We start from the raw sequence: 26,619 nt of genomic DNA on the forward strand, positions 1-26,619 counted from the left end.
CAGGGTCAGGCCGCTGATATTCACCGTCTTGTCGCTGCCGGCGTTCTTGTCGGCGAAGGCACCGCTGGCCGTGGCGACCGTGAGGGTGTCGCCAGAGACCATGCCGGTGAAGCCTGCGCCGGACGCATCGAGTGTCGCGGCGGTGGTGCCGTCGTAGGTCTTGTCCTCAGCGGCGATGCCGGTGATGGCGGCGATGCTCGTCTTGCCGATATCGGCACTGGTAGTGGCGGTGTCGCCGGCAAGTGTGTAGTTCCCCGCGTCGTCGCCACCCAGAGCCAGACCACTGATCGAGACCGTCTTGTCGCTGCCGGCGTTCTTGTCGGCGAAGGCGCCGCTGGCCGTGGCGACGGTGAGGGTGTCGCCGGCGACGATGCCGGTGAAGCCCGCGCCGGACGCATCGAGTGTCGCGTCGGTGGTGCCGTCGTAGGTCTTGTCCTCAGCGATGATACCGGTGATGGCGGCAATGGTTGCCTGGTTTACCGTCAGGGTTCCGTCGGCATAGCTGATGTCGTAGTTGTCCGCCGCCAGGCCGTCGGCGGTGAGGCTGTAGCTGCCGGCATTCACGGCGTTTTGCGCGTCGCCGCCAAAGCTGAGGCTGCCGTTGAGCACACTCTCGTCCTCACCGGCCACGAACCCGGCGTAGCTCACTCCGTTGCCGCCGGTGAAGGCCTGGCCGTCATAGGTTTTGTTGGCGTCGTTGGCGGTGACGGTGAGCGCGGCCTTGTCGATGGTACTGGTGGTGTTGTCGGCATAGGTGACGCTGTAATTGTCGCCGCCGTTGCCGTCGTTCACCTCTATATCGGCGACGGTGACCGTCTTGCCGGTCCCGGCGTTCCTGTCGGTGAAGGCGAAGCTGCCGCCGGAGAGGCTGTCGTCGCCGAACAACTGGCCGGCCACGACGGTGGCCGTGCCGTCGGCTTCGGTGGTGCCGTCGTAGGCCTTGGTTACGTCGGCACTGGAGAGGGTAAGCGCGGCCTGATCGATGGCGCTGTTGGTGTTGTCGGCATAGGTGACGATGTAATTGTCGCCGCCGTTGCCGTCGTTCAGCGTTACATCGGCGACGGTGACCGTCTTGCCCGTACCGGCGTTCCTGTCGGTAAAGGCGAAGCTGCCGCCGGCGAGGCTGTCGTCGCCGAACAAGTCGCCGCCCACGACGGTGGCCGTGCCGTCGGCAGTGGTAGTGCCGTCGTAGGTCTTGGTTACATCATCGGTGGAGAGGGTGAGTGAGGCCTGGTCGATATCGGCGTTGGCGCTGGCGGTATCGTCGGCGAGGGTGTAGTTGCCCGCGTCATCGCCGCCCAGGGTCAGGCCGCTGATCGTGACCGTCTTGCCGCTGCCGGCGTTCTTGTCGGCGAAGGCACCGCTGGCCGTGGCGACGGTGAGGGTGTCGCCGGAGACGATGCCGGTGAAGCCCGCGCCCGACGCATCGAGTGTCGCGCCGGTGGTGCCGTCGTAGGTCTTGTCTTCAGCGATGATACCGGTGATGTTGGCGATGGTTGCCTGGTTTACCGTCAGGGTTCCGCCGGTATAGCTGATGTCGTAGTTGTCCGCCGCCAGGCCGGCGGCGGTGAGGCTGTAACTGCCGGCATTCACGGCGCCTTGCGCGTCGCCGACAAAGCTGAGGCCGCCGTTAAGCACACTCTCGTCTTCGCCGGCCACGAACCCGGCGTAGGTAACACCATTGCCGCCGGTGAAGGCCTGGCCGTCATAGGTTTTGTCAACGTCCTTGGCAGTGACGGTCAAGGCTGCCTTGTCGATGGTCAGCCCGCCCGTGCCGTAATCCACGTAAACACCGTTTGCGGAAGTGGTGGTGACATCGAGGACGCCAGCGCCGGAATAGGCGTAGGTTCCGGCATTGGTCGTATTCGTGATGGCGCTGCCCCATTCGAGCGAGACATTGTCCGTTCCTACGCCGTCCAGCCTAATGTCGGTGAGCTCCGGGTTGGTGTCGCCATAGGTCTTGGAGGTTTCGGACAGTTTGACGTAATCGTCATACAGCGCGCCACTGACACCGACCCCGCGCAGCATCATATAGCCGCTGTTTTCGGGGGTATCGGTATTATTGGACTTGCCCCAAGTCGAGAAATCCCAGCCCGCATCGATGAACGTGAAGGGATTTTGCATTTCCGCCGTGGTCAGGCCGGTCACGGTCTGACCGTTTCTGTCAACGCCAATGCCGGAGGACTGTCCACTGGTCTCCGTATTCCAGTAGGCGCCTTTGACCACGGAGGAGGGATCGTTATCGTTAGCCCCCACCAGCCCGCCGACAGCGAAATCTCCCGAGACCCTGCCGGTGGCGTAGGCGTTGCTGATGGTGGAAGAGTCGCTGTACCCCACCAGCCCGCCGATATCGCCAGTTCCCGACACGCTGCCGGTGGCGTAGGCGTTGCTGATGGTGGAAGAGTCGTTGTCCCCCACCAGCCCGCCGACATGGGTAGAACCCGTCACGTTGACAGTGGCGTAGGCGTTGCTGATGGTGGAAGAGTCGTTGTCCCCCACCAGCCCGCCGACATCATCATCTCCCGAGACGCTGCCGGTGGCGTAGACGTTGCTGATGGTGGAAGAGTTGTTGTGCCCCACCAGCCCACCGACGTAGTCGTCCCCCGTCACACTGCCGCCAACGAGCCCGACATTGCGGAGGGTCGCGCCGGTGGTCGAGCGGAACAGTCCGACTCTACTGGCGTCGGGGCGATTGATGGTCAGATCGCTGATGGTATGGCCGAGGCCATCGAAACGACCCATAAACTCATTATTGAAAGCGCCCACCGGGTCAAACCCCGCGCCGGAGTTCCAGCCTGCGGTCTCGCCGGCGTCAATATCCGCACCCAGCACGTAATTGCCGGAGAGATCGCCGTTCATCCCTTGCAGGTCGGCGCCAGTGTCGCTGCCCTGGGCCCCCAGACTGGTGATAATGGTGTACTGGACGGCGCCGCCCGCGCTGCCGTCTTTGGTGGAGAAACTGCCTGTCGAGGCAAGGTTGACGGGCGCGTTGACGAAGTAATCGCCGCCGCCGTCGGCCTGGTTGTATTCCAGCGCCAGCCCGGCCGCGTTGGAGGCGTTCATTTCCGCGTTGATCTCGATATTGCGATCGGCGCTCAGGGTCAGGGTGTTGGCCGACCAGCTGACGCTATGGTTGACGAAAATATCGCCGTTGCCGTCGGTGGCGCCGTCGGCGCTTTGGATGGTGACGTTGTTGCTGTCGAGCTGGCTGGACAGCGTGTCGCCGGAGATATCACCGCCGGATTCGGCGATGGTGTAATCGTTGGGGTCGATCAGCCAGGTGCCGGTGGCGCCGTCCGCCGCCAGGGTGGTGATGGCGGTGCCGTCGGCGACTTTTACCCTGGCCGCGGAGGTTTCGATAAAACCGCCGTCGCCGCCCTCCGGAGCGGAGGCGTCGAGGGTGCCCGCCACATTGACTTCGCCATTGTCCATATCCCCGAGCAGAACGATCTCGCCGTTCTCGCCACTGGCCAGGGTGCGCGCCTCGGTGACGCCGGTGTGGTTGATCACACTGGAAGCCAGCTCGCCGGCGGCCTTGGCGGTCAGGTAGACCTGGCCGCCGCCGGCCTCAATGGCGCCGCCCTGTTCGATCAGACCATTCAGCGCGCCCTTTTCCACCCGCAGCTTGACCGGGCCCCCCAGGTCGAGGGTGACGCGGCTGCCGGAACCCATCGCCACGGTGCCGCCGGGGGCCTCGATACTGCCCTCGTTGACGATGCGCGCGGCAACGAGCGCGACCGCCCCGCCTTGGGCGGCGCGGATGGCGCCTTCGTTGATGACCGCGGCCGTGCTGTCGCCCTCGAAGGTGTGGCGCCCGGCGAGAAAGTCCTCGTCGCTCAGTTCCAGGGTGGAGGCCACCAGGCCGCCGACGTTGACCTGCGCCGTGGGGTTGAATAACACGCCGTTGGGGTTGATCAGAAACACCCGGCCGTTGGCGCTCAGCGCGCCCTGGATGCTGGAGACATCGGAGCCGGTCACGCGGTTGAGGGCGATTGACGAGGCGGAGGGCTGCTCGAAGGTGACCGAGTTGTCCTTGCCGATGGAGAAGCTCAGCCAGTTGACCGACATACGATCGCTGGACTGGGTCACCAGCATGTCGGTGCCGTCGCTGCTGATGCTGCCGCTGCCGGCGCTGATGGTGCCGCTGCCGGGCAGTTCGGCCAGGGCCGGCGCCGCGGGGACGGACAGCCCGGCCGCCAGTAAAAGCGTGCCGACGCGGGGGGCGGACGGGGATGATGTGCTGGATACCGCGCCGCGGCTTTTACCCTGGGCTTTGGCGAGTTCGCCGGCGGCTATCCAGGTGTTGCGGCTTGTACTCCATAGGACTTTGTAGATGCGGTTCATTGTTGAGGCCTGTTTTTTTATCTCGTCGTCCCGTCTGGCGTTGCAACCGCATCCGGCTTTTTTCTTTATGAGAATGGCGGTCCGCACCGGTTGCTGGCGCCGGGCTAGTTGCCGATAACGATAAATAAGGACGATAAGGCAGGGCTACGATTGTTTTCTGTCAAAGTCTGTCAAATCCTGTTAACTTATTAATGGGTTATACAAAAATACAAAGCTCAGCGTGACAATGAATCACTTTGTGCAATACACACAACCCCGTATCGCCGTCGTTGAGGATGAAGATGACCTGCGCGATGATTTGGTTGAATTCCTGATGCTCCGCCCGTTTCAGGCTCAGGGCTTTGCCAGTGCGGAATCGCTTTTCCGGGCCTGGTCCGCCAGGGCCTTTGATTTGGTGATTCTGGATATCGGCCTGCCGGGAATGGATGGCCTGCAGGCATTGCAGTGGCTGCGGGCACGCAGCACGGCGGGCATCGTTATGTTGACGGCAATGGATAGCCAGGCCACTCAGGTAACGGGGTTGGAAAGCGGGGCGGATGCCTATCTGGTTAAAACCGCATCGCTTGATGTCATTGAAGCCACTTGCCGCAGTGTACTGCGCCGCTTGCCGCAACAGGCTGAAGCAACGGAAACCGTACAGGCCGACTGGCTGCTGAATTTGAAAAGCTGGCGCTTGACCGTCCCGGGTGGCGAGCACATCGAGTTAACGCATAGTGAGTCGATCTTCCTGGGTTGCGTTATGCGGGCACCGGGTGTTCCGACCAGCCGCGATACGCTGCTGGAGGCCTTCGGCAAACCCTGCACGCTGTCAAACATGCGCAATCTGGATAACTGCGTCAGCCGTTTGCGGCGTAAACTCCAGGTCCAACTGGGGCTGGAAATTCCGATTCGTTCCAGCTATGGCAGTGGCTATACCTTCACGGGTGAATGCGGTGTGAAGGATTGACCACAGTGTTTCTTCGCCATTTCTTCGACTATAGCTTTCGCGCAATCCGTCTATTCCGTTTTATCGTCTGTCTGACTGTGCTGTCGTCATTTTGTGTAACGGCAAGCTACGCCGCGGACTCCACACCCTCCACACCCTCCGCACCCTTGCAATTGACCGCCGATACCCGGCGTGCATCATTGTCGGACTATATTGACAGCTATGTCGATGGCGCCGGAAAACTTACCTATGCGCAGGTCAGACAGGTCGGGCAGGTCGGGTTTTCAAAACAGGATATTCACCTGAGTGACGGATACAGCAGCGACGCACACTGGTTTCGTTTCCGTCTGGCCCGTAATGCCGACGCGGCGCGACACTGGATATTGTCGATGGGCGAGCCCTATCTGAATAATGTGGACGTCTGGGTGAGCGACCGGGATGGAAGCCTGCGCAGTTACCATCTGGGGGATCATGCAAAGTATGCCGATCGCCCGTTGCAAACCCGTCTGTTCAGTGTCCCGCTGGAACTGTCGGACACGGTTGTCACGGTTTATGTACGGGTGCAATCCACAAGCTCGATCAACTTTACGGCTGAACTGCTGCGACCGGACGTTTTTACCGCCCAGGATACCCGTTCCAATCTTTACCACGGTATCTATTTCGGTGTTCTCGGCATTACCATCGTGCTCTATCTGCTGCTGGGCATCTGGTTGCGGGACGGCGGCATGCTGGCTTACGCCAGCTATGTGGCCATACTCTTCCTGGCCTTTATGAGCACCAATGGTTATGTGGCCGTACTCTTTCCCTCCTCCGTGCCCTGGTTGAACGACCTGTTGACGGGTTTTGGGACCATGGGGGTACTGATCACCATCACGCTGTTATGGGTATACCTGCTCGACCTGAAAAAACATTTCCCGCGCATTGCCCGTGTTTACCTGATAGCCGGTCTGGTCGGATGTTGTTCGCTACCTTTTGTCGCCACACCCTATTATCGGCTGGTGGCGCCGCTGGTGATGCAGATTGGTATATTCATTGCGCTTCTCAATCTGGTGCTGCTGATTGTATTGTGGTGGCGGCAGCGACAGGCTGAATTGCTACTCTATTTCTTTGCCTTTATCACCAGCATCATCGGTAGTCTGTTGGCGATAGGCACCACTATGGCCTGGATTCCCTACCATCCCCTGACGAGCAACGCCTATGAATACGCAACCTTCGTGCATGTGCTGGTAATGAGCCTGGGCCTTGCGCTGCGGCTGCGCCAGATTCAACGCGGTAAGGTTCGGGCCGAGAAGGAGGCTTTTTTTTCCAGCCAGCGGGTGGAGGAGCAGCGCCGTTTTGTCGCCATGCTCTCGCACGAGTTCCGCAACCCCCTGGTGGCCATCGATCGCGCCGCGCAGATACTGCAATTCAAGTTACAAAATATCGGCTCGCAGGACAGCGCCCGACTGGAGAAAATCCGCTCCTGGACCGGCACGCTTTCCGGGCTGGTGGATAACTTTCTGGCCGCCGAGGTGCTGGACCAGCACAAGGCGTTGGCCCTGGCACCCGAACCCTGCCGCCTCCGGCCCCTGCTGGAACGTGTGATACACATGCTGGGAGAAACCACGAGCGAACGGGTGACACTATTGGTGTTGCCGGAAGATGCCGTTTATACCCTGGACAGAAACATGATCGAAATGGCCGTGGGCAATCTTGTCGGCAATGCCTTGCGCTATACGCCACAGGACAGCCGGGTAACGGTGTCGGCCAGGGTGGATGATGATGGACTGTTGATTGAGGTCGAGGATCGAGGCGAGGGCCTGAGCGACGATGAACTGAAACAGTTGGGAGTACCCTATTACCGGGCGAGTACTTCTCTCGGTAAAAAAGGCAGCGGCTTGGGCTATTACTTCACCCGCCGCGTCGCGGAAGCGCACGGCGGCACCCTGCAAGCCCATTCCGCACCGGGGCAGGGCTTGTGTGTCGCCATCCGCTTGCCGGTATCCCCCGAGCCGTTGCCAATGCCGTCCCTGGTGGCTGCAGAGGGCTGACTACGCGCCCCAACTCTTCGAGGTACGCGGGATAGGCATTGTCGGACCGATTGTGAATGACACTAAGTGTAGGAGCCTGCTTGCAGGCGAATTGAGGTCGCGGCAAGGCACCGGGAATGTTCGCCTGCAAGCAGGCTCCTACAGCGCAATCCTCAGGGGCAGGAGCAGCTCGGGGCTTAACTTAGTGCCATTTGGCTTTGGTGTTGTGATTGAAGCGTGTCTGCGGATCCGTTTTGGCCGGTGTAAAGCGCCGCCTGATCGGTAGTCCAGATCCGCCACTTCGCGCCGGGAGACGCCGCGGAGCTAGATAATTCGACCGTGTTCTTTGGGCCACGAACCAGGTTGCGGCATTCGGTGCCCTGGGCATTTTGTATCACATGGACGCCGGGCTCGACTTTCACCAGCTTCCAGTTAGTGCCGGGCAGTCCGGGCTTTTCGGTCATCGTCACCTTGCAATCAAGAGTCTTGCCATTGAGCCAGTATCGCTTCCCTCCCTCGTGCCGCACAAACTTGAACGTCCCTGGCATGTCCCCGCACTCGCAGTACCACTTGGTTCCGGCGAGGTCGAAGTCGCTTTCCAGTGTGACATCCTGCTTAGTAGTGACTTGGCTGTTCAGCCAGCGTCGGTCGGTCGTGTCGGCGTCGCACTGGATCGACACCCGGGCTCCGTCGAGGTTCAGTAGCCAGTCCAAGGTAAAGCGGGTAAAGAAGATGCCGCCAGTATTCCCATGTTCGTACAGCAGGCCGATAGAGCCGTCGGCGAGCACCACCAGGTCGGAATATGAAGATGGTCCTGTGTGTATCCGTCTGCTGCGTTGCCATGTCTTGCCCTCGTCGTAGCTGATGCGGACAGTCATGTTTTGACGGTATCTTGAGTCGTCAGGGTTCGAGAGGAGAAGCAAGTCGTCGTTCCGGGCCGTGCAGCGCACGATGCTGCCTTCCACGACCGGGTCCGTCAGTCCACGATCCCGCCGGATATCCGACCAGCTCACCCCCCCGTCCCGGCTCGTGGCGACGGCACGCACCCGGTTTCCATCCGAGTTGCGCATGTTCATCATGATTTTGCCCGACGCCAGTTCCTCCGCTGTCGCCTCGCTGGTATGCTCGCCGACGGTTCCACCAAGCTGCCAGCTTCGTCCATGGTCATCACTCCAGATGGCGTGCGAGAATGGAACGGAACCTTCGCTGGCCGTTGTATGGTAGGCGGGTATGAACAAGCGACCCGCAAATGTCTGTGAACGCAACTGGATGCCGTGACCCGGGCCGATTCCGTACCAACGCCAGTCGGCCGGATTGACCTGCTCGGTGATGTCCCTTTCAGGGCTCCAGGTCTGGCCGTTGTCGTCGCTGCATGTGACGAATACGGTTCGGCGGCCCTTGCCGTGTTCGATATCCGTTTGGTCGTGGTCGGCTTTATTGAACAGGAGCCACACCGTCGGCAGTTTCGCCATTGTATCGACGACGACGCCCGGATTTCCCGCCTGATAGTTACCGTTGGATGCCACGACTGTGGCATCCGACCACGAATTCCCGTTGTCCGTGCTGCGCTTCATTACGATATGGATCTTGCCAAAATCATCACATGAGTTCACCCGCCCCTCTGCAAAGGCCAGCAAATCGCCATTCGGAGCCTGAATAATCGTCGGGATCCGGTAGCACTGGTAGCCTCCGATACCATTGGTAAATATGCCGGTTTCTGCAAAACTGTTCATGTCGCCTCCTTGATTGAATTTCCAATATCCAACGGCCACGTCCCTGCTACTTTCGGCACTGGCCTCTGTCTCGTCATTCCGTCTTTAACCTAGCCTTGCAACCGCGTCCGGATTACCTTTTTATGAGAAGGGTTGGTGGCGCGTGCCATGCTGGTTGCCGATAACAATAAATAACGACGGTCAGGCAAGGCTACGATTGTTTTCTGTTGAATCCTGTCAAATCCTGTTAAGGAACTTCTGAACAAGTTCAATCCGTCACTCCGGTGAAGTCCGGAGCCCGACCCCCCGCTGGACGTGCAGCACCATAGATCGCAAACAGGCTCTAACGAGTCGCCGGAATGACGATATTCAGAGGTTCAGGGTTTTTCAGGTGGGCAGCTGCTGGCGCCGGTACTCGGTCGGCGTCTGCTTGTGGCGGCGTTTGAAGGCGGCGTTGAACGGGCTCAGGGAGCGGTAGCCGATATCCAGCGCGATGGTGAGGACGGGGAGGTGCGCCTGCTTCGGGTCCGCCAGGCGCCGGCTCGCCTCGTCGATGCGAAACCGGTTCAGGTACTCGTTGAAATTGCGGTGGCCCAGGTGGCGGTTGATCAGTGCGCGCAGCACATACTCCTGGGCGCCGAGTTGTTCCGCCAGCTCGCGGATGGTCAGGCCCGTGTGCCGGTAGCCGCCGTTTCGCATATGGGACTGCAGTTTTTCCAGCAGTTGGCGCTGCTGCTCGTCCAGCGGTTGCGATTCCTTTTCGGGTAGCTCTTCTTCTATGTCGGGTTCTGTGGCTTGAGGTAGGGATTCGCTCAGGGCTCCCGGGGAGAGCGCCAGCAGCCACAGGCAGGCGGCCAGGGCAAGTCCGCTCGCCAGTACCGCGTGCAGTGTTGGCACACCGGCGGGAATCGGCTGGTAGGAGAACAGGAATTCGGCGCAGACCACGACCAGCATGTAGCAGCCGATGGTGATCAGCAGCACCGCGCGCAGGTTGCGCCGCGATTCCACCAGGTCCGACTGGTACTGGCGCAACAGTGCAACCAGGCCGGCGCCGAGCAGGCCGAGTTGCAGTGGCTGCTTGAGCAGGTACAGCCAGTGGCGCAACGCCGGCCAGTGCCCGGCGTCCAGGTGGGCGGCGGCGAGGCCGACCGCCAGACTCACCGCGATCAGGGCCCAGCCCCAGCGAGGAAAGCGCTCGCACTCGCTGCACAGTGCGAAGGCGAACAGCCAGAAGGCGCCGGGGATCAGTTCGGTGGGGAGGTCGACCAGAAAGTCCATCAGCGGCCCGCGGCCCGGCAGCACCGGGCGCAGCAGATAGAAGAAGACCCCGGTGATCAGGAGCAGCAGCCAGCGCCCGGCGGCCTGGTGGCGGTAGCTGATAGCCAGTTTCGCTGATGCCAGCAGCAGGAGCCCGCAGGCAGCACCGGAAAAGAATATAAAGCTGGCGGCCATTTTTCTGTCTTCTGCCCTCTGGCTACTGCCTTCTGAAGCCTACCGCCATCTGGACGCCCAGGCATCCAGCACTTTGCTGGAATAGGTGTGGCGGCCGTAGCTGCCGTTGTAGTAGGCGAGGGCGTTGGCCAGGTTGCCCTTGGCCTTGCCGATATAGTGCTTGAGAATGGTGCAGCCGTAGCGCAGGTTGGTGTCCATATCGATCAGGTTGTCGCCGGGACGGCCGATTTCCTTTTTCCAGAAGGGCATCACCTGCATCATGCCCTGGGCGCCCACCCGCGACACCGCGTAGGGGTCGAAGGCGCTTTCGATCTGGATCACCGCCAGCACGATCTCCGGGCGCAGGCCGGCGAGGGTGGCCTCCCGGTGCACCGCCTTGAGCACGTGCATACGCTCCCTGGGGTCTTCGATGTAGCGGGCCAGCGGCTGGGACTTGGACATCAGCCAGACCTCCGCGTCGAAGCGGTCGGTGAAGCTGTCCGCACCGGTGACCGCCTCCCTCAGGGCGAGGCGGAGTTCCGGGTCTATTTCCCGGATTGTTTGCGCTTGGGCGCAAACAATAAACAGGTAGAGTACTGGTATGAGCGCGGTTCGTTTCACAGGCTTTTATTGTGAGTTATTGGTGCGTTGTGATGGGCACGTCGCTACGCTCCTTTGCCCATCCTACGGGCTGCTCGCAAGCGAAGGGCCACGGAGTTTCGTTCTTTTCGCCTGCAAGCAGGCTCCTACAGGGGCTCTCTGTGATTCAGTGTCCTTTAATCATTTGCAGGAGCACTTCTTCCAGCTGCGATTCCGCAAACTCCTGGCTCTCGGCGTCGCGGCGGCCCTTGTACTCTACCAGGCCCTTTTCCAGGCCGCGGTCGCCGATGACGATGCGGTGCGGAATGCCCAGCAGTTCCACGTCGGCGAGCATGGCGCCGAGGCGCGCCTTGGATTCATCCATCAGCAGCACGTCGATGCCTTTGTCGCGCAGGGATTCGTACAGGTGTTCGCACTTTTCCCTGACCACATCGCTCTTGTGCATATTGATGGGCACTATCGCCAGTTGGAAGGGGGCGATGGCGTCGGGCCAGATGATGCCGGCGTCGTCGTGGTTCTGCTCGATGGCGGCGGCCACGATACGGGATACGCCGATGCCGTAGCAGCCCATGCTCAGCACTTGCTCCCTGCCGTTTTCATCCAACACGGTGGCGTTCATCGCGCGACTGTATTTGTCGCCGAGCTGGAAGATGTGGCCCACCTCGATGCCGCGCTTGATCTCGAGCCGGCCCCGTCCGTCCGGGCTGGGATCGCCGGCGACCACATTGCGCAGGTCTTCGATGCGGCCGAGTTCCACGTCGCGGCCCCAGTTGACCCCGGTGTAGTGATAGTCGTCCCGGTTGGCGCCGCAGATGAAGTCCACCAGATGTGCGGCGGAGCGGTCGACGATGGTTTCGATCTTCAATCCCACCGGACCCAGGGAGCCGACGCCGCAGCCGAGTTCCCCGGCGATGCGCGCCTCGGGCGCAAACTGCAGCGGGCTGGCGACCCCCGGCAGTTTTTCCGCTTTCAGTTCATTCAGCGCGTGATCGCCCCTGAGGACCAGGGCTACCAGTGGCGCTCTCTCACTTGCTTCCGGGCTCTCTTCGCATTCGCCCAGCACGATCAGCGTCTTGATCGAGTGGGCCGGGTCCGACTGCAGGAATTCGCTCACCGCGGCGATGGTTTTCTGCCCCGGGGTGTGTACCTCTTCCATGGTTTTGGTCCCCGCCGGGCGCTCGCCCGCGGGTGCGGTAGCCTCCGCCAGTTCCACATTGGCGGCGTAGCGGCTCTCGGTGGAGAAGGCGATATCGTCCTCGCCGCTCTCGGCCAGCACGTGGAATTCGTGGGAGTGGGAGCCGCCGATGGAGCCGGTGTCCGCCAGTACCGGGCGGTAGTCGAGGCCGATGCGGTCGAAGATGCGGCAGTAGGCGCCGTGCATCACGTCGTAGGTCTCCTGCAGGGAGTCGGCGTCCAGGTGGAAGGAGTAGGCATCCTTCATGATGAACTCGCGCGCGCGCATCACGCCGAAGCGCGGGCGTATCTCGTCGCGGAACTTGGTCTGCACCTGGTAGAAGTTGACCGGCAGCTGCTTGTAGCTGTTGATCTCGTTGCGGACCACGTCGGTGATCACCTCCTCGTGGGTCGGGCCCAGGCAGAAGGGATTGTCGTGGCGGTCCTCGATGCGCAGCAGTTCCGGGCCGTACTGCTGCCAGCGGCCGGACTCCTCCCACAGCTCCGCGGGCTGCACCACCGGCATCATCACTTCCAGTGCGCCGGCGCGGTCCATCTCCTCGCGCACGATGCGCTCCACCTTGCGGAGTACCCGCAGGCCGGTGGGCAGCCAGGTGTAGAGACCGGAGGACAGGCGGCGGATCATACCGGCGCGCAGCATCAGCTGATGGCTGATGACCACGGCGTCGTTGGGAGTTTCTTTCTGGGTGGCGATCAGGTAGAGGGATGCGCGCATAGGATAATTCAGTTTGTATTGCTTTTCGGGGCGGCCATTTTACGTCGGGGAGGGGAGGCTTGGTAGGGGCGGCGTCGACAGGGCGAACACAGGGTTCGCCCCTACAAAAAACCCCGCTGGAGCGGGGTTTTGGACGGCATCAGGACTCGGCCATTTCCTTCAGCTTCTTCAGCGGGCGCACCTTCACCTGGGTGCTGGCGGGTTTGGCCTTGAACATGGTCTCCTCGCCGGTGAAGGGGTTGATGCCCTTGCGGGCCTTCTTGGCCGGCTTCTTCACGGTGGTGATTTTCAGCAGTCCGGGGAGGGCGAACTCGCCCACGGAGCGCTTCTTCACGTGGGCGTGAATCACGTCGGTCAACTCGTCCAGTACCGACTGCACCTGCTTGCGGCTCAGCTCGGTGTTCTCGGCGATCTGGTTGAGGATCTGGGTTTTGGTGTACTTCTCCTTTACCGCAGTGACTTTCTTGGCCGGAGCGGCCTTCTTGGCGGGTGTCTTTTTCGCTGCGGTTTTCTTCGCGGGGGCTTTCTTAGCTGCTTTTTTTGCGGCCATGAGTGCTTCCTTCTAAATGGTGTTTTTCCGGTGAAAATGTATTCGTACAGCGGGGTACTGCCGGGAAGTATATATGGTTTTTTTTTGCGCGCACGGGAAAATACGGGAAAAACAGTGCTTTTTTACGTTTTTGCCCCCGGTTTGGCCCCGGTTTGGCCCCCTTGGGGCCCGGGCAGGCGCCTGCGGGCACAGCTTCTTCCCCCCGGGACGCTCATGTATAATCTGCGCCCCCTTGTATTTCAGGTACCCAGCAATGCCGATCTACGAATACCAGTGCAGCGCCTGCGGCCACCAAATGGAGGCCCTGCAGCGCATGAGTGACGCTCCTCTGACCGACTGCCCCGCCTGCAACGGGGCAACGCTGCGCAAGAAGATCTCAGCGGCCGGCTTCCGCCTCAAGGGCGGCGGCTGGTACGAAACCGACTTCAAGACCGGCGGAAAGAAGAACCTGGCCGGAGACGCGGCCAAGCCCGACGCGGCCAAGCCCAAGGAGACTGGGGCCAAGGGCGGGGCAAAGGCGGACAAACCCGCCGCCGGCGCCAGCTGAGCCGGCTGGCTGAATTGACAATCCAATAATCGACTACGGGAATTTGACTCCATGCGCACCGACTACTGTGGCGCCCTTCGTTCCGCGGATATAGACCGCGAAGTAACCCTGTGTGGCTGGGTGGACCGCCGCCGCGACCACGGCGGGGTGATCTTTATCGACCTGCGCGACCGCGACGGCATAGTGCAGGTGGTTTACGACCCGGATGCGGGCGCCCACTTCGAACAGGCGGACCGGGTACGCAGCGAGTACGTGCTCAAGGTGACCGGCCGCGTGCGCGCGCGCTCGCCGGAGACGGTAAACCCGAATATGGATACCGGCGAAGTGGAGATCTATGGCACCGCGCTGGAAATCCTCAACAGCGCGGAGACCCCGCCGTTCCAGTTGGACGAGCACACCGCGGTGGGCGAGGACGTGCGTCTCAAATACCGCTACCTGGACCTGCGCCGCAATGAGATGCAGCGCAATCTGCGCTTCCGCTCCAAGCTCACCACCGCCGTGCGCAACTACCTGGATGGCGAGGGTTTCCTGGATATCGAGACCCCGATCCTGACCCGCGCCACCCCCGAGGGCGCGCGGGACTACCTGGTGCCCAGCCGCACCCACGAGGGTAAGTTTTTCGCCCTGCCGCAGTCGCCGCAGCTGTTCAAGCAGCTGCTGATGGTGTCCGGTTTCGACCGCTACTACCAGATCGCCAAGTGCTTCCGCGACGAGGACCTGCGCGCGGACCGCCAGCCGGAATTCACCCAGATCGATATCGAGACCGCCTTCCTCGACGAGGGCGAAATCATGTCCATCACCGAGGGCATGATCCGCAGTCTGTTCAAAGAATTGATGGGCGTGGATCTGGGCGAGTTCCCGCGCATGTCCCACTGGGACGCGATTCTCAAGTACGGCTCCGACAAGCCGGACCTGCGCATTCCGCTGGAACTGGTGGAGATCAAGGACCTGATGACCGAGGTGGAGTTCAAGGTGTTCTCCGGCCCGGCCAACGATCCCAAGGGCCGTGTGGCCGCCCTGAAGGTGCCCGGCGGCAACGACAAACTCACCCGCAAGCAGATCGACGACTACGGCAAGTTCGTCGGCATCTACGGGGCCAAGGGCCTGGCTTATATCAAGGTCAACGACAAGTCGGACCTGGAGAACGGCCTGCAGTCGCCCATCGTCAAGTTCCTGCCGGAGAGTGTGCGCGCCGCGATCCTCGAGCGGCTCGAGGCGGAGAACGGCGACCTGATTTTCTTCGGCGCCGACAACCGCAAGGTGGTCTCCGAGGCCCTGGGCGCACTGCGCTGCAAACTGGGCGAAGACCTGGACCTGTACACCCGCGAGTGGGCGCCCCTGTGGGTGGTGGACTTCCCCATGTTCGAGGAGGAGGACGGCGGTAGCCTCACTTCCCTGCACCATCCCTTCACTGCGCCTTCCTGCACCCCGGAAGAGCTGGAAAAGGCACCGCTGGACGCCCTGTCCCGCGCCTACGACATGGTGCTCAACGGCACCGAGCTGGGCGGTGGCTCCATCCGCATCCACGACCAGTCCATGCAGCAGGCGGTGTTCCGCACCCTGGGTATCGGCGAAAAAGAGCAGCGCGAGAAGTTCGGTTTCCTGCTCGATGCCCTCAAGTACGGTGCGCCGCCCCACGGCGGCCTGGCCTTCGGTCTCGACCGCCTGGTGATGCTGATGACCGGCAGCGACTCCATTCGCGACGTCATCGCCTTCCCCAAAACCCAGAGCGCGGCCGACGTAATGACCGACGCCCCGGGAGCCGTGGAAGCCAGGCAACTGCGCGAGCTGAACATCCGCCTGCGCCAGAAGGAAGATCAGGTCGGCTGACATTTTAAGCCGTAGGATGGGCAAAGGAGCGCAGCGACGTGCCCATCAAATTGAGCTGATGGGCACGCTGCGCTTTGCCCATCCTAAAAACGAACATAAACAATACATTGAGCCACAACGGAGCAATACCGGAGAGATAGATGGCGGGACATAGTAAATGGGCCAATATCAAACACCGCAAAGCGGCCCAGGACGCCAAGCGCGGTAAGATTTTCACCAAGATCATCCGCGAGTTGACCGTGGCCGCCAAGGCCGGCGGGAACCCGGAAGACAACCCCACCCTGCGCGCCACCATCGACAAGGCGCTCAGTAACAATATGAAGCGCGACACCATCGACAAGGCCATCGCCCGCGGTGCCGGCAATGCCGATGGTGACAATTACGAGGCGGTGACCTACGAAGGCTACGGTGTCGGCGGCGTCGCGGTCCTGGTGGAGTGCCTGACCGACAATCGCAACCGCACCGTGGCGGAAGTGCGCCACGCGTTTTCCAAGCGCGGCGGCAATCTGGGCACCGACGGTTCGGTGGCCTACCTTTTCTCGCGCAAGGGCCAGATGTACTACGAGCCGGGCGCCGATGAGGATGCGCTGATGGAGGCCGCGCTGGAGGCCGGCGCCGAGGATATCGAGACCAACGAAGACGGCAGCATCGAAGTCACCACCGAGTTCCAGGACTATATGCCGGTAAAGGACGCGCTCACAGAGGCGGGTTTCAAGCCGGACAATGCCGAGATCGCCATGATTCCCTCCACCACCGTGCCGATGGACAAGGACGGCGCGGAGAAGGTGATGGCCCTGGTGGATATGCTGGAAGACCTGGACGATGTGCAGAACGTCTACACCAACGCCGATATCCCCGACGAGGTGATGGAGCAGTTGGGTTAACCTGGGCGCGCCGAGCTCCAGCTCGGCTTGCGGGCCGCAGGCCCGCTTTCTTCCGTCCTATCTGTTATCTTCCCTCTGTATCCTTGACGCCCACCGCCCACCTTGGGAAACTCCCACCACTATATAAACATACAGAGTAACTACTCACCCATAGGGAACCTGCTTTGGCTTAAGCGAGCCACCCTGTAGGAGCGGCGGGGCGGCCATCCGACATGCCCGCGATCGGGTTCTGTTCGCGGGCATGGCCCGCTCCTACTGGGGGGAGCAGTTACCATACAGATACCAACTGGAGCCGCCCTTGACCCGAATTCTGGGCATAGACCCCGGCTCGCGCAAAACCGGCTACGGCCTGATCGACACCCAGCGCGGCCGCGGCCGCTACGTGGCCAGCGGCGTGATCCGCCTGCCGGATGGCCCGCTGCCGGAACGGCTCAAGCTGATCTTCGACGCCGTGAGCCAGATAGTGCAGCAGTACGCGCCGACGCAGATGGCCATCGAAAACGTGTTTATGTCCAAGAGTGCCGGCTCCGCCCTCAAGCTGGGCCAGGCCCGCGGCGCGGCGATCGTGGCCGCCACCTGCGCGGATCTGCCGGTGGCGGAGTACGAGGCGCGCAAGGTGAAGCAGGCGATCGTGGGCAGCGGCGCGGCGGACAAGCTGCAGGTACAGCATATGGTGAAGACCCTGCTGCAGTTGCCGGCTTCGCCGCAGGAGGATGCCGCCGACGCCCTGGCGGTGGCCCTCTGCCATATGCACACCACGCAGACCCTGGTTCAGGCCGCCGGCGGCGCCCGCGGGCGCTTTCGCCGCGGCCGCCTGACGATTTCGTGAATTGTCATTGTGGCGCGGGAAAGGGGCATCCCTCCCGGCTTAGCGCCCAGGCCCAGATGTTTGAAGGAATAGAAAATGATCGGAAGACTGAGCGGCACCCTCGCCGCAGTGCAGCCGCCGCAGTTGCTGGTGGACGTGCAGGGGGTGGGCTACGAAGTGCTCGCGCCCATGACCACGATTTTCGAGCTGCCGCCCTTGGGGCAGGCGGTGCAACTGCACACCCACCTGGCGGTGTCGGAAACCGCGCAGCAGCTGTACGGCTTTATCCGCGAAGGGGATCGCCAGCTGTTCCGCACCCTGATCAAGGTCAACGGCGTGGGCCCGAAGATGGCGTTGGCGATTCTCTCCGGTCTCGACGGCAACGCCCTGGCGCGCTGCGTGGCGGAGGACAATATCGGCGCGCTGGTCAAGGTGCCCGGCGTGGGCCGGAAAACCGCGGAGCGGCTGGTGATCGAACTGCGCGACAAGCTGGCGCCCCAGGCCGGCGACGCGGGCGACATCCCGCTGATGACCGCCAGCGCGCCGAAAGTCGATTGTGCCGGCGAGGCGGAGAGCGCCCTGGCGGCCCTGGGCTACAAGCCCGCGGAGGCGACCAAAATGGTGGCCAGGGCCAGCAAGGAGCAGCCGGACGCCGACAGCGCCACCCTGATCCGCCTGGCCCTGAAAAGCATGGCGCCAGCCTGATGAATGCGGAAGGGGGGGGAGAAATGCGGAATGCGGAAGGGGGGTAGAAATGCGGAATGAGGAATGCGGAATGCGGAATGAATTATCCCGCCCATGGCCGCGATCAAAACCGACGGCGGCAACAATGTGTGATCGCGGGCACAGCACTCGGAGCCGGCACTGCGGCCCGGCGCGTATTCCGCATTCCGCATTCACCATTCCGCATTCGTTCTGCATTCCGCATTCGTTCTGCATTCCGCATTACAGCCGGAGGCTGCCATGATCGAAGCCGACCGCCTGATCGCCCCCGAACCCATAGGCCCGGCCGGCCAGGAGGACCAGCACGACCGCGCGGTGCGCCCAAAATCCCTGGCCGACTACGTGGGCCAGCCGGTGGTGCGCGAGCAGATGGAGATATTTATCCAGGCCGCCAAACAGCGCGGCGAGGCCCTGGACCACACCCTGGTGTTCGGTCCGCCGGGGCTGGGTAAGACCACCCTGGCGAACATCATCGCCGCGGAGATGGGTGTGGCCATCAAGACCACCTCCGGCCCGGTGCTGGAGAAGGCCGGCGACCTGGCCGCGCTGATGACCAATCTGGAGCCGGGGGATGTGCTGTTTATCGACGAGATCCACCGTCTCAGCCCCCACGTGGAAGAGGTGCTCTACCCGGCGATGGAGGATTACCAGTTGGACATCATGATCGGCGAGGGCCCGGCGGCGCGCTCGATCAAGCTGGATCTGCCGCCCTTCACCCTGGTGGGCGCCACCACCCGCGCCGGGCTGCTCACCTCGCCACTGCGCGACCGCTTTGGGATAGTGCAGCGGCTGGAGTTCTACAGCGTGGAGGATCTCACCAGCATCGTGCGCCGCTCCGCGAGCCTGATGGGTGTCGAGATGGACGAGGGCGGGGCGCTGGAAGTGGCCCGCCGTTCCCGCGGCACGCCGCGCATCGCCAACCGCCTGCTGCGCCGGGTGCGCGACTACGCGGAGGTGAAGGGTGACGGCAGCGTCGGTGTGGAGATCGCCGACCTGGCCCTGAACATGCTCAACGTGGATGCGCGGGGCTTCGACCACCTGGACCGGCGCATGCTGCTGGCGATGATCGAGAAATTCGACGGCGGCCCGGTGGGGGTGGACAGCCTGGCGGCGGCGATCAGCGAAGAGCGGGATACCATCGAGGATGTGCTGGAGCCCTTCCTGATCCAGCAGGGTTACGTAGCCCGCACGCCGCGGGGGCGGATGGTCACGGCGCTGGCCTACGAGCATTTCGGCGTGCCGAAGCCGGATCGCGGAGATTAGTCGGATAGATTGATCGCGGCCATGGGCGGATGGCCGCCCCGCCGCTCCTACAAGGGATAGTCCGTAGGGTGCGCCGCGCGCACCATTGACCGGGCGGTGCGCACGGCGCACCCTACTTGAGTCCCGAGTCCCGAGTCCCGAGTCCCGAGTCCCGAGTCCCGAGTCCCGAGTCCCGAGTCCCGAGTCCCGAGTCCCGAGTCCCGAGTCCCGAGTCCCGAGTCCCGAGTCCCGAGTCCCGAAAGCTACCCGGCCAACGAATACCCGAAATCACACGAAAAACTGTATCGAAGCCCATGATCGACCCTTTCAACATCCCCATCCGCGTCTATATAGAAGACACAGACGCGGGTGGAATCGTCTACTACGTGAATTATTTGAAGTATATGGAGCGCGCGCGCACAGAATTCATGCGCTCGCTCGGCTATGATAAGCCCGCAATGCCGCAACAGGGCCTGTTGCTGGTGGTGCACTCGGCGGAGATCCAGTACCACCGTTCCGCACGGCTGGACGACGCGTTGCGGGCCACCGCGTCGATTGGCAAACTGGGGCGCGCCGCAGTGACCTTCCAACAAGAAATTTACCGCGGGAATGAAATTATTTGCGCCGGTGTGGTCAAAGTCGCCTGCGTGGCGGATGACAACCGCAAACCCTGCGCATTGCCCGAAACCATTTTTTCAGCATTAAAGGCAGCTAGTTAGAAGATGAACGCCGGTGAACAACTTTCCCTGTGGGGGCTGATACAAAACGCCAGTCTGTTGGTACAGTTGGTGATGTTGCTGTTGCTGCTGGCCTCGGTGGTCTCCTGGGTCATGATTGTGCAGCGCGGCTTCTACCTGTCCCGCGCCAAGAGCGCCTTGTCCGGCTTTGAGCGGCGCTTCTGGTCCGGGGCGGACCTCAACCAGCTGTTTCGCGAGGGCAATGCCCGCGCGGAGAAGGGCCGGGTGCACGGCCTGGAATCGATTTTCCGCGCCGGCTTCACCGAGTTCACCCGCCTGCGCCAGCAGGGCCGCAGCGGCCCGGAGGCGGTGATGGACGGCTCTGAGCGGGCCATGCGCGTGGCGATGTCCCGGGAGCAGGAGCGCCTGGAGATGAACCTGCCGTTTCTCGCCAGCGTGGGCTCGGTGAGCCCCTATATCGGCCTGTTCGGTACCGTGTGGGGCATCATGAATTCTTTCCGTGGCCTGGCCACCATGCACCAGGCCACTATCGCCACGGTAGCCCCCGGCATCAGCGAGGCCCTGGTGGCCACCGCCATGGGCCTGTTCGCGGCGATCCCCGCGGTGCTGGCTTACAACCGCTACGCCGCCAAAGCGGAGTGGCTGCTGTCCAGTTACGAGACCTTCGCCGAGGAGTTCTCTTCCATCCTGCACCGCAAAGTGCACTCCAGCTAGGCGGGATGCATCTATGAGTGTTGCTCGCAAAGCACCCAGGAAAAAGCTGGTCTCCGAGATCAACGTCGTTCCCTATATCGACGTGATGCTGGTGCTGCTGGTGGTGTTTATGGTGACCGCGCCGCTGCTGATGCAGGGGGTCAAGGTGGACCTGCCCGACGCCCCGTCGGCGCCGATCGAAGACACCGACGACGAGCCGCTGATCGTCTCGGTGCGCGCTGACGGCACCTATTACCTGAATCTGGGCAAAGATGAAAAAGAGGCTAAACCGCTGTCGGAGATCCGCGACACCGTAGCCAAGGTACTGCGCCAGAAGCCCAAGACCCCGGTGCTGGTGTGGGGCGACACCGACGCCAAATACGGCCTGATTGTCGGCACCATGACCCAACTGCAGCAGGCCGGCGCGCCCAGTGTCGGCTTGGTCACCGAGCCGCCGCAGGAGTAAGCCGGGATATGCGAGGCTCCTATTCGCTGGCGATTGTGATCAGCCTCCTGTTGCACGGGACGCTGATCGCCGTGCTCACCTATGGTTGGGAGGCGACCAGCAGGCCCGAACGCAAGCCCATGCCCCAGTTCGTGCAGGCTAAGCTGGTGACCATCGAGCCCAAGGTCACCCAGAAGAAGACACCGCCCAAGGTGGATTTGGAGCAGAAGCGCCGCCAGCGCGAACTGGAGCGCCAGCGGCGGGCGGAAGCGGAGAAAAAGCGCCGGGCGGAAATCGAAAGAAAGAAGAAAGAGGCGGAGAAAAAGAAGAAAGCGGAGCAGGAGCGCAAGAAGAAGGAAGCGGAGGAAAAGGCCCGCCGTGAGAAAGAGCGCAAGGAGCAACTCGAGCGCGAGCGCCGGAGCGCCTTTGACGAGGCGCTGGAGGAAGAGGAGGAGCTGCTGGAAGCCACCGAGGACACCCAGGCGGTCATGTCCGTGGCCCAGGCCATCCAGGCGCGTATCGAATCCGTGTGGAGCCGCCCGCCCAGTGCGCGCAATGGCATGCTCACCGTGGTACAGATAAACTTTGTACCCACCGGCCGCGTGGTGGCGGCCAACATCGTGGAAGGCAGCGGCAATGCGGCGCTGGACCGCTCGGTGCTCACCGCCATCCGCAAGGTGGAGGTGTTTCCCGAGGTGGCCGAACTGGCCCGCAAGGAGCCCGCCCTTTTCGAGCGCGAAGTGCGTACAACCCTGTTGAACTTTAGAGTCGAAGATCTGCGCCAATGATTAAAAAACTCGCTAAGCTACTCCCGGTTCTCGCTGCCCTGGTCGCCGCATCGCTCAGCCTGGGCGCCCGTGCCCAGTTGGTGGTGGATATCACCAGCGGTATCGACGACCCCACGCCGATCGCCGTTTCCCCGTTCAGTTGGTCCGGTACCGGCGTGCTGCCGGAGGATGTGTCCGACATCGTCGCCGCGGACCTGCGCCGCAGCGGCCTGTTCGCGCCGGTACCGAAAGAGGACATGCTCTCCTTCCCCAAATCCGCGGATGAGGTGTCCTTCCGTGACTGGCGGGTTCTGGGCACCGAATACGTGGTGGCCGGCCGCATAGAACCCCAGGCGGCCGGCTACCTGCTGACCTTCGACCTGGTGAATATCTTTGGTCAGCAGAAGATGTTCACCAAGCAGGTGAGCGGCGGCAGCCGCCAACTGCGGGATATCGCCCACCGTGCGGCGGACGAGATCTTCGAGGCGATCACCGGCATCCGCGGCGCCTTCTCCACGCAGATGATCTATGTACAGCAGAACACCCGCGGCGGCCAGCCCAGCTACGCGCTGATGCAGGCGGATATCGACGGCGCCCGCGCGCGGGAGATCCGCCGTTTCAGCGCCCCGGTGATGTCGCCCTCGTGGTCGCCGGACGGCCAGGAAGTGACCTATGTCTCCTTCGAGACCGGCCGGCCGGCGATCTTCCGCGAGAACCTGCGTACCGGGGCCCGCCAGCAGCTGACCAACTTCAAAGGCCTCAACAGCTCGCCCACCTGGTCGCCGGATGGGACCAAGCTGGCCATGGTGCTCTCCAAGGACGGCAATCCGGAGATTTATGTGCTGGATATGAGCAGTGGCAAGTTCACCCGGATGACGCGGCACTTCTCCATCGACACCGAGCCGAACTGGATGCCGGACGGAAAATCGCTGGTTTTCACCTCGGATAGGGGAGGTAAGCCACAAATTTACCAATTGACCCTTGCCACCGGTCAAGTAGACCGCTTAACCTTCGACGGGGACTACAACGCAAGGCCGCGGGTATCTCCGGATGGGAAAACGCTGGTAATGGTCCATCGCAACAGGGGGGTGTTCACCATTGCGACGATGGATATCAATACCGGCAGAATGCGTGTTCTCACCGAGACGCGCCTGGACGAATCCCCGAGCATCGCGCCCAACGGCGCCATGCTGATGTACGCCACCAAGCGGGGGGACAAGGGTATTCTGGCGGCGGTGTCGCTGGATGCCGGGGTGAAGTACAGTCTCCCGTCCCAGAGCGGGGACGTTCGCGAGCCGGCGTGGTCGCCTTACTTCGATTGACTTTCTTTAGATTGGTAAGGGGTGCCTGTTGAACGCCACCGATCGGCGGCGCTTTCGGCGGGTGTGGAGATCAGACAATATAACGTCTTACGGAATTTTTCGATAACACTAAAAGCGGAGTAGCTTATGTTGAAATCAGTAAAAACTGGCCTGGGTCTGGCCTGCGTTCTGGCGGTAATGGCGGGTTGTACCAGTACCGAAACCGAAGATACCCGGGAAGAGGTGGTAGATCAGACCCCGCCGCCGGTGGTGGAGGAGGAACCTACTCCGACAGAAGAAGTGGTGCCTCTGGACAATGTCGTCTACTTTGACTTTGACCAGTCCCTGTTGAAGCCGGCCACCCGGGAGCTGCTGATTCAGCACGCCGACCGTATGCGCGGCAACACCGGCGGCACCGTTCGCCTGGAAGGCCACGCCGACGAACTGGGCACCCGCGAATACAACCTGGCTCTGGGTGAGCGCCGTGCCAACGCCGTGCGCGACTTCCTGGTGCTGCAGGGTGTCGATCCCTCCACTCTGGAAGTGATCAGCTACGGTGAAGAGCGTCCGGCGCAGGCTGGTTCCAGCGAGAGTTCCCGCGCGATGAACCGTCGCGTTGTGATCAACTAATCGTTCAAATGGATGCCAATGGCTTTTACCATTAGACGTATCGCGATTGCCGCAGCCGCCCTGGCTGCGGCGTCGCCCGTATTCTCCCAGGCGCCGATCGTCGACCTGTCCAGCGACAGTTCGCAGAGATCGGCGCCTGCCTATGAAGACGACCGGACAGTGCGCGCCGCGCCGGTTTCCGTCCAGCGCCCGCGCGCGCAGACGAATCCCCAGGCCGACGCCTACTACCAGATGCAGGTGCTGCAGCAGGAAGTCCAGGAACTCCGCGGCGCGGTGGAGGAGCTGAGGCACGAGGTCAAGCGCCTGCGCCAGCAGCGCACCGAAGACTACATGGACCTGGACCGGCGCATTGCCCGGCTGGCCGGAGCGGAGCCCTCACAGAAGGCTCCGGACGCGGACGGCGACATACCGGAAGACAGTAACGGTGCCGCACCCGCGGCCACTGCTGCTCCGGAAGCCAGCGAGGATGAGCGCGACCGCTACCAGGCCAGCTTCGGCCTGGCCCGCGACGGCAACTACGATGGCGCCCGTAAGGAATTCAAGCGCCTGCTGCAGGATTACCCTGACGGCCGCTACGCTCCCAATGCCAATTACTGGCTGGGCGAAATCGCCCTGGTACAGGGAGACCTGGAAGAGGCGCGCCAATGGTTCGCGTCCCTGCTGGACGGTTACCCCAAATCCAGCAAGGTATGGGACGGGCGCTATAAACTGGGCACCGTCTACCACCAATTGGGCGATAACGGTCGCGCCAAGGAACTGCTGCAGCAGGTGGCAGACAGCGACGCCCGTGCCGCCGGCCTGGCCAAGAAGTATCTGGAAGATAATTTCTGATACTCGGGACCCCGGCTCCTTCTTGTAGGAGCGGCGGGGCGGCCATCCGCTGGCCGCGATCAGTGTGGTAGTTACCCCAACCCTGTCGCCGCTGGTTTTTTGGCCAGAAAAAAACTATGATCCCGCGCCCGGACGGCATTCGTCGCCCGGGCGTTTCTATTTGTGGCGAGCATGACTGATTTGACCGCGGAGTCGCTCCGTATCAGCGAGATCTTCTACTCCCTGCAGGGAGAGGCTCGGGAGTCCGGCCTGCCCACGGTATTCGTGCGCCTGACCGGTTGCCCGCTGCGCTGCAGCTACTGCGACTCGGAGTACGCCTTCTACGGCGGCGAGCGGATGACGCTGGCGGAAATACTGCAAAGGGTACAGGGCCATCCGGCGCGCCATGTGTGCGTGACCGGCGGCGAGCCGCTGGCCCAACCCGGCTGCCTGCCACTGCTGAAAGCTCTCTGCGATGCCGGCTATCGGGTCTCCCTGGAGACCAGCGGTGCCTTGCCGGTGGAGCAGGTGGACCCGCGGGTCTCGCGGGTGATGGACCTGAAGACGCCGGCCTCAGGCGAACAGCACCGCAACCGCATGGAGAACCTTTCGGCGCTGTCCGGCCGTGACCAGGTCAAGTTTGTGATCTGTGACCGCGCCGACTACGACTGGGCGAGGTTCACCCTGGATCAGTACAACCTACCGGAAAGGGTCGGTGAAGTGCTCTTCTCCCCCAGCTATGAGCAACTGCAGCCGCGGCAGCTGGCGGAGTGGATTCTGGAGGACGGCCTGCCGGTCCGTATGCAGCTACAGCTGCACAAACTGCTGTGGGGGGATATCCCGGGGGTGTAGCCTGGGAGCGCCGAGCTCCAGCTCGGCCTGCGGGCCGCAGGCCCGCTTCTCGAGTATTGATCAGACTCGTAAGGTGCGCCGTGCGCACCGCCAAAGGCCAACGGTGCGCACGGCGCACCCTACTCAAGTACCAAACAGAAAAGTGATGACCGTAAGAAAAGCCGTAATCCTGCTGTCCGGCGGCCTCGACTCCGCCACCGTACTGGCCATGGCCAAAGCCGAGGGCTACGAATGCTATGCCCTGGGCTTCGATTACGGCCAGCGCCACAGCGCCGAGCTGTTGGCGGCCCAGCGGGTCGCCGCCGATCTGGAGGCCCGCGAGCACAAGGTGGTCGCGCTGGATCTGCGCTCCATTGGCGGCTCGGCGCTGACCGACGACAGCATCGACGTACCGGAAGAGGAGACCGGCGGCATTCCGGTGACCTATGTGCCGGCGCGCAACACCGTATTCCTGTCCATCGCTCTGGGATGGGCGGAAGTGCTGGGGGCGCAGGATATCTTCGTGGGGGTCAACGCGGTGGATTACTCCGGCTATCCGGACTGCCGCCCCGAGTACATCGAGGCCTTCGAGCGTATGGCCAACCTGGCCACCCGCGCCGGTGTCGAGGGCCACAAGCTGCGCATACGCGCGCCGCTGATGCAGATGAGCAAGGCGGATATCGTGCGCCGGGGTACCGAACTGGGCGTGGACTACAGTCTGACGGTGTCCTGTTATCAGGCGCGGGCGGACGGCGCCGCCTGCGGCCGCTGCGACAGTTGCCGCCTGCGCGCCGCCGGTTTCGCAGAGGCGGGGCTGCCGGACCCCACGGTCTACGTTCAGTAGACAGAGGGCGGAAGACAGAGTCCAGAGACTACCTAAGCTCTTAAATTCTTTGGATTTTTTTGTCGCCGGGTATTGTCTTTTCGAAA

At 62.4% G+C, this 26,619-nt stretch carries 23 protein-coding genes; 17 read left to right on the forward strand and 6 right to left on the reverse strand.

All coding sequences use genetic code 11. The features are described from left to right. On the reverse strand, nt 1-4,344 hold a 4,344-nt coding region (locus tag ACRC0P_RS09220; RefSeq protein ID WP_438630125.1), incomplete at its 3' end, for a YDG domain-containing protein. Between the two features lie 238 nt (nt 4,345-4,582). On the opposite strand from ACRC0P_RS09220, the gene ACRC0P_RS09225 reads away from it, so the two are divergent. Together ACRC0P_RS09225 and ACRC0P_RS09230 are read left to right on the forward strand one after the other, a co-directional pair. Further along, the gene (locus tag ACRC0P_RS09225; RefSeq protein ID WP_438630127.1) at nt 4,583-5,290 is read left to right on the forward strand and encodes a response regulator transcription factor; all 708 of its coding nucleotides are present in this window, start codon (nt 4,583-4,585) and stop codon (nt 5,288-5,290) included. Nucleotides 5,291-5,469: 179 nt separating this feature from the next. Then, nucleotides 5,470-7,299 (forward strand): sensor histidine kinase, encoded by a 1,830-nt coding sequence (locus ACRC0P_RS09230; protein WP_438630129.1) that lies wholly within the window; start codon nt 5,470-5,472, stop codon nt 7,297-7,299. Nucleotides 7,300-7,475: 176 nt separating this feature from the next. Here ACRC0P_RS09230 and ACRC0P_RS09235 read toward each other — a convergent pair whose 3' ends face one another. The 5 genes from ACRC0P_RS09235 to ACRC0P_RS09255 form a co-directional block, all read right to left on the reverse strand. Continuing rightward, nucleotides 7,476-9,011, reverse strand: a complete 1,536-nt coding sequence (locus tag ACRC0P_RS09235) for a sialidase family protein (RefSeq protein ID WP_438630131.1) — start codon at nt 9,009-9,011, stop codon at nt 7,476-7,478. A 366-nt stretch (nt 9,012-9,377) separates the two neighbouring features. After that, nucleotides 9,378-10,442 carry a helix-turn-helix transcriptional regulator gene (locus ACRC0P_RS09240; RefSeq protein ID WP_438630133.1) on the reverse strand — a complete coding sequence of 355 codons (1,065 nt, stop codon included), beginning with the start codon at nt 10,440-10,442 and terminating at the stop codon, nt 9,378-9,380. 39 nt (nt 10,443-10,481) lie between these two features. Continuing rightward, a complete protein-coding gene (locus tag ACRC0P_RS09245) occupies nt 10,482-11,042 on the reverse strand; it encodes a lytic transglycosylase domain-containing protein (protein WP_438630135.1) in 561 nt (186 codons plus the stop codon). Nucleotides 11,043-11,187: 145 nt separating this feature from the next. After that, nucleotides 11,188-12,930 carry a proline--tRNA ligase gene (locus ACRC0P_RS09250; protein WP_438630137.1) on the reverse strand — a complete coding sequence of 581 codons (1,743 nt, stop codon included), beginning with the start codon at nt 12,928-12,930 and terminating at the stop codon, nt 11,188-11,190. A 139-nt stretch (nt 12,931-13,069) separates the two neighbouring features. Then, complete coding sequence (locus ACRC0P_RS09255) at nt 13,070-13,480, reverse strand: HU family DNA-binding protein (protein WP_438630139.1); 411 nt, start codon at nt 13,478-13,480, stop codon at nt 13,070-13,072. Nucleotides 13,481-13,733: 253 nt separating this feature from the next. Between ACRC0P_RS09255 and ACRC0P_RS09260 the strand changes: the two genes are divergently transcribed. The 15 genes from ACRC0P_RS09260 to queC all read left to right on the forward strand — a co-directional run bounded on the left by ACRC0P_RS09260 (nt 13,734) and on the right by queC (nt 26,533). Beyond that, nucleotides 13,734-14,027 carry an FmdB family zinc ribbon protein gene (locus ACRC0P_RS09260; RefSeq protein ID WP_438630141.1) on the forward strand — a complete coding sequence of 98 codons (294 nt, stop codon included), beginning with the start codon at nt 13,734-13,736 and terminating at the stop codon, nt 14,025-14,027. A gap of 51 nt (nt 14,028-14,078) precedes the next feature. Then, nucleotides 14,079-15,857 carry an aspartate--tRNA ligase gene (aspS, locus tag ACRC0P_RS09265; protein ID WP_438630143.1) on the forward strand — a complete coding sequence of 593 codons (1,779 nt, stop codon included), beginning with the start codon at nt 14,079-14,081 and terminating at the stop codon, nt 15,855-15,857. A gap of 140 nt (nt 15,858-15,997) precedes the next feature. Continuing rightward, complete coding sequence (locus ACRC0P_RS09270; protein WP_438630145.1) at nt 15,998-16,741, forward strand: YebC/PmpR family DNA-binding transcriptional regulator; 744 nt, start codon at nt 15,998-16,000, stop codon at nt 16,739-16,741. 298 nt (nt 16,742-17,039) lie between these two features. Further along, nucleotides 17,040-17,570, forward strand: a complete 531-nt coding sequence (gene ruvC / locus ACRC0P_RS09275; RefSeq protein ID WP_438630147.1) for a crossover junction endodeoxyribonuclease RuvC — start codon at nt 17,040-17,042, stop codon at nt 17,568-17,570. A 75-nt stretch (nt 17,571-17,645) separates the two neighbouring features. Next, nucleotides 17,646-18,254: a Holliday junction branch migration protein RuvA gene (gene ruvA, locus ACRC0P_RS09280; protein ID WP_438630149.1), complete on the forward strand. Its 609-nt coding sequence runs from the start codon at nt 17,646-17,648 to the stop codon at nt 18,252-18,254. 258 nt (nt 18,255-18,512) lie between these two features. Next, nucleotides 18,513-19,535: a Holliday junction branch migration DNA helicase RuvB gene (ruvB, locus tag ACRC0P_RS09285; protein ID WP_438630151.1), complete on the forward strand. Its 1,023-nt coding sequence runs from the start codon at nt 18,513-18,515 to the stop codon at nt 19,533-19,535. A gap of 293 nt (nt 19,536-19,828) precedes the next feature. Further along, the gene (gene ybgC / locus ACRC0P_RS09290) at nt 19,829-20,233 is read left to right on the forward strand and encodes a tol-pal system-associated acyl-CoA thioesterase (protein ID WP_438630153.1); all 405 of its coding nucleotides are present in this window, start codon (nt 19,829-19,831) and stop codon (nt 20,231-20,233) included. A gap of 3 nt (nt 20,234-20,236) precedes the next feature. After that, complete coding sequence (gene tolQ / locus ACRC0P_RS09295; protein WP_438630155.1) at nt 20,237-20,926, forward strand: protein TolQ; 690 nt, start codon at nt 20,237-20,239, stop codon at nt 20,924-20,926. A 13-nt stretch (nt 20,927-20,939) separates the two neighbouring features. Further along, the gene (gene tolR / locus ACRC0P_RS09300) at nt 20,940-21,371 is read left to right on the forward strand and encodes a protein TolR (protein WP_438630157.1); all 432 of its coding nucleotides are present in this window, start codon (nt 20,940-20,942) and stop codon (nt 21,369-21,371) included. Between the two features lie 8 nt (nt 21,372-21,379). Beyond that, entirely contained in the window at nt 21,380-22,138 is a 759-nt protein-coding gene (gene tolA, locus ACRC0P_RS09305; RefSeq protein ID WP_438630159.1) for a cell envelope integrity protein TolA, read from the forward strand. Beyond that, nucleotides 22,135-23,439, forward strand: a complete 1,305-nt coding sequence (gene tolB, locus ACRC0P_RS09310) for a Tol-Pal system beta propeller repeat protein TolB (RefSeq protein ID WP_438630161.1) — start codon at nt 22,135-22,137, stop codon at nt 23,437-23,439. The genes tolA and tolB overlap by 4 nt, the downstream gene beginning before the upstream one ends. A 126-nt stretch (nt 23,440-23,565) precedes the next feature. Continuing rightward, the gene (locus ACRC0P_RS09315; protein ID WP_438630163.1) at nt 23,566-24,048 is read left to right on the forward strand and encodes an OmpA family protein; all 483 of its coding nucleotides are present in this window, start codon (nt 23,566-23,568) and stop codon (nt 24,046-24,048) included. 18 nt (nt 24,049-24,066) lie between these two features. Continuing rightward, complete coding sequence (gene ybgF / locus ACRC0P_RS09320) at nt 24,067-24,879, forward strand: tol-pal system protein YbgF (RefSeq protein WP_438630165.1); 813 nt, start codon at nt 24,067-24,069, stop codon at nt 24,877-24,879. Nucleotides 24,880-25,050: 171 nt separating this feature from the next. Further along, nucleotides 25,051-25,710, forward strand: a complete 660-nt coding sequence (gene queE / locus ACRC0P_RS09325; RefSeq protein WP_438630167.1) for a 7-carboxy-7-deazaguanine synthase QueE — start codon at nt 25,051-25,053, stop codon at nt 25,708-25,710. A gap of 145 nt (nt 25,711-25,855) precedes the next feature. Continuing rightward, nucleotides 25,856-26,533 (forward strand): 7-cyano-7-deazaguanine synthase QueC, encoded by a 678-nt coding sequence (gene queC, locus ACRC0P_RS09330; protein WP_438630169.1) that lies wholly within the window; start codon nt 25,856-25,858, stop codon nt 26,531-26,533. Nucleotides 26,534-26,619: the final 86 nt, after the last annotated feature.

It is taken from the genome of Microbulbifer sp., from assembly GCF_051659245.1.
In the GTDB taxonomy this organism is placed as follows: domain Bacteria; phylum Pseudomonadota; class Gammaproteobacteria; order Pseudomonadales; family Cellvibrionaceae; genus Microbulbifer.

Excerpts from the sequence above, each read along its gene's own strand:
- ACRC0P_RS09235 (WP_438630131.1), bottom strand. The coding sequence starts at position 9,011 with ATGAACAGTTTTGCAGAAACCGGCATATTTACCAATGGTATCGGAGGC.
- ACRC0P_RS09240 (WP_438630133.1), bottom strand. The coding sequence starts at position 10,442 with ATGGCCGCCAGCTTTATATTCTTTTCCGGTGCTGCCTGCGGGCTCCTG.
- ACRC0P_RS09250 (WP_438630137.1), bottom strand. The coding sequence starts at position 12,930 with ATGCGCGCATCCCTCTACCTGATCGCCACCCAGAAAGAAACTCCCAAC.
- ACRC0P_RS09255 (WP_438630139.1), bottom strand. The coding sequence starts at position 13,480 with ATGGCCGCAAAAAAAGCAGCTAAGAAAGCCCCCGCGAAGAAAACCGCA.
- ACRC0P_RS09260 (WP_438630141.1), top strand. The coding sequence starts at position 13,734 with ATGCCGATCTACGAATACCAGTGCAGCGCCTGCGGCCACCAAATGGAG.
- aspS (WP_438630143.1), top strand. The coding sequence starts at position 14,079 with ATGCGCACCGACTACTGTGGCGCCCTTCGTTCCGCGGATATAGACCGC.
- ACRC0P_RS09270 (WP_438630145.1), top strand. The coding sequence starts at position 15,998 with ATGGCGGGACATAGTAAATGGGCCAATATCAAACACCGCAAAGCGGCC.
- ruvA (WP_438630149.1), top strand. The coding sequence starts at position 17,646 with ATGATCGGAAGACTGAGCGGCACCCTCGCCGCAGTGCAGCCGCCGCAG.
- ruvB (WP_438630151.1), top strand. The coding sequence starts at position 18,513 with ATGATCGAAGCCGACCGCCTGATCGCCCCCGAACCCATAGGCCCGGCC.
- ybgC (WP_438630153.1), top strand. The coding sequence starts at position 19,829 with ATGATCGACCCTTTCAACATCCCCATCCGCGTCTATATAGAAGACACA.
- tolQ (WP_438630155.1), top strand. The coding sequence starts at position 20,237 with ATGAACGCCGGTGAACAACTTTCCCTGTGGGGGCTGATACAAAACGCC.
- tolR (WP_438630157.1), top strand. The coding sequence starts at position 20,940 with ATGAGTGTTGCTCGCAAAGCACCCAGGAAAAAGCTGGTCTCCGAGATC.
- tolA (WP_438630159.1), top strand. The coding sequence starts at position 21,380 with ATGCGAGGCTCCTATTCGCTGGCGATTGTGATCAGCCTCCTGTTGCAC.
- tolB (WP_438630161.1), top strand. The coding sequence starts at position 22,135 with ATGATTAAAAAACTCGCTAAGCTACTCCCGGTTCTCGCTGCCCTGGTC.
- ACRC0P_RS09315 (WP_438630163.1), top strand. The coding sequence starts at position 23,566 with ATGTTGAAATCAGTAAAAACTGGCCTGGGTCTGGCCTGCGTTCTGGCG.
- ybgF (WP_438630165.1), top strand. The coding sequence starts at position 24,067 with ATGGCTTTTACCATTAGACGTATCGCGATTGCCGCAGCCGCCCTGGCT.
- queE (WP_438630167.1), top strand. The coding sequence starts at position 25,051 with ATGACTGATTTGACCGCGGAGTCGCTCCGTATCAGCGAGATCTTCTAC.
- queC (WP_438630169.1), top strand. The coding sequence starts at position 25,856 with ATGACCGTAAGAAAAGCCGTAATCCTGCTGTCCGGCGGCCTCGACTCC.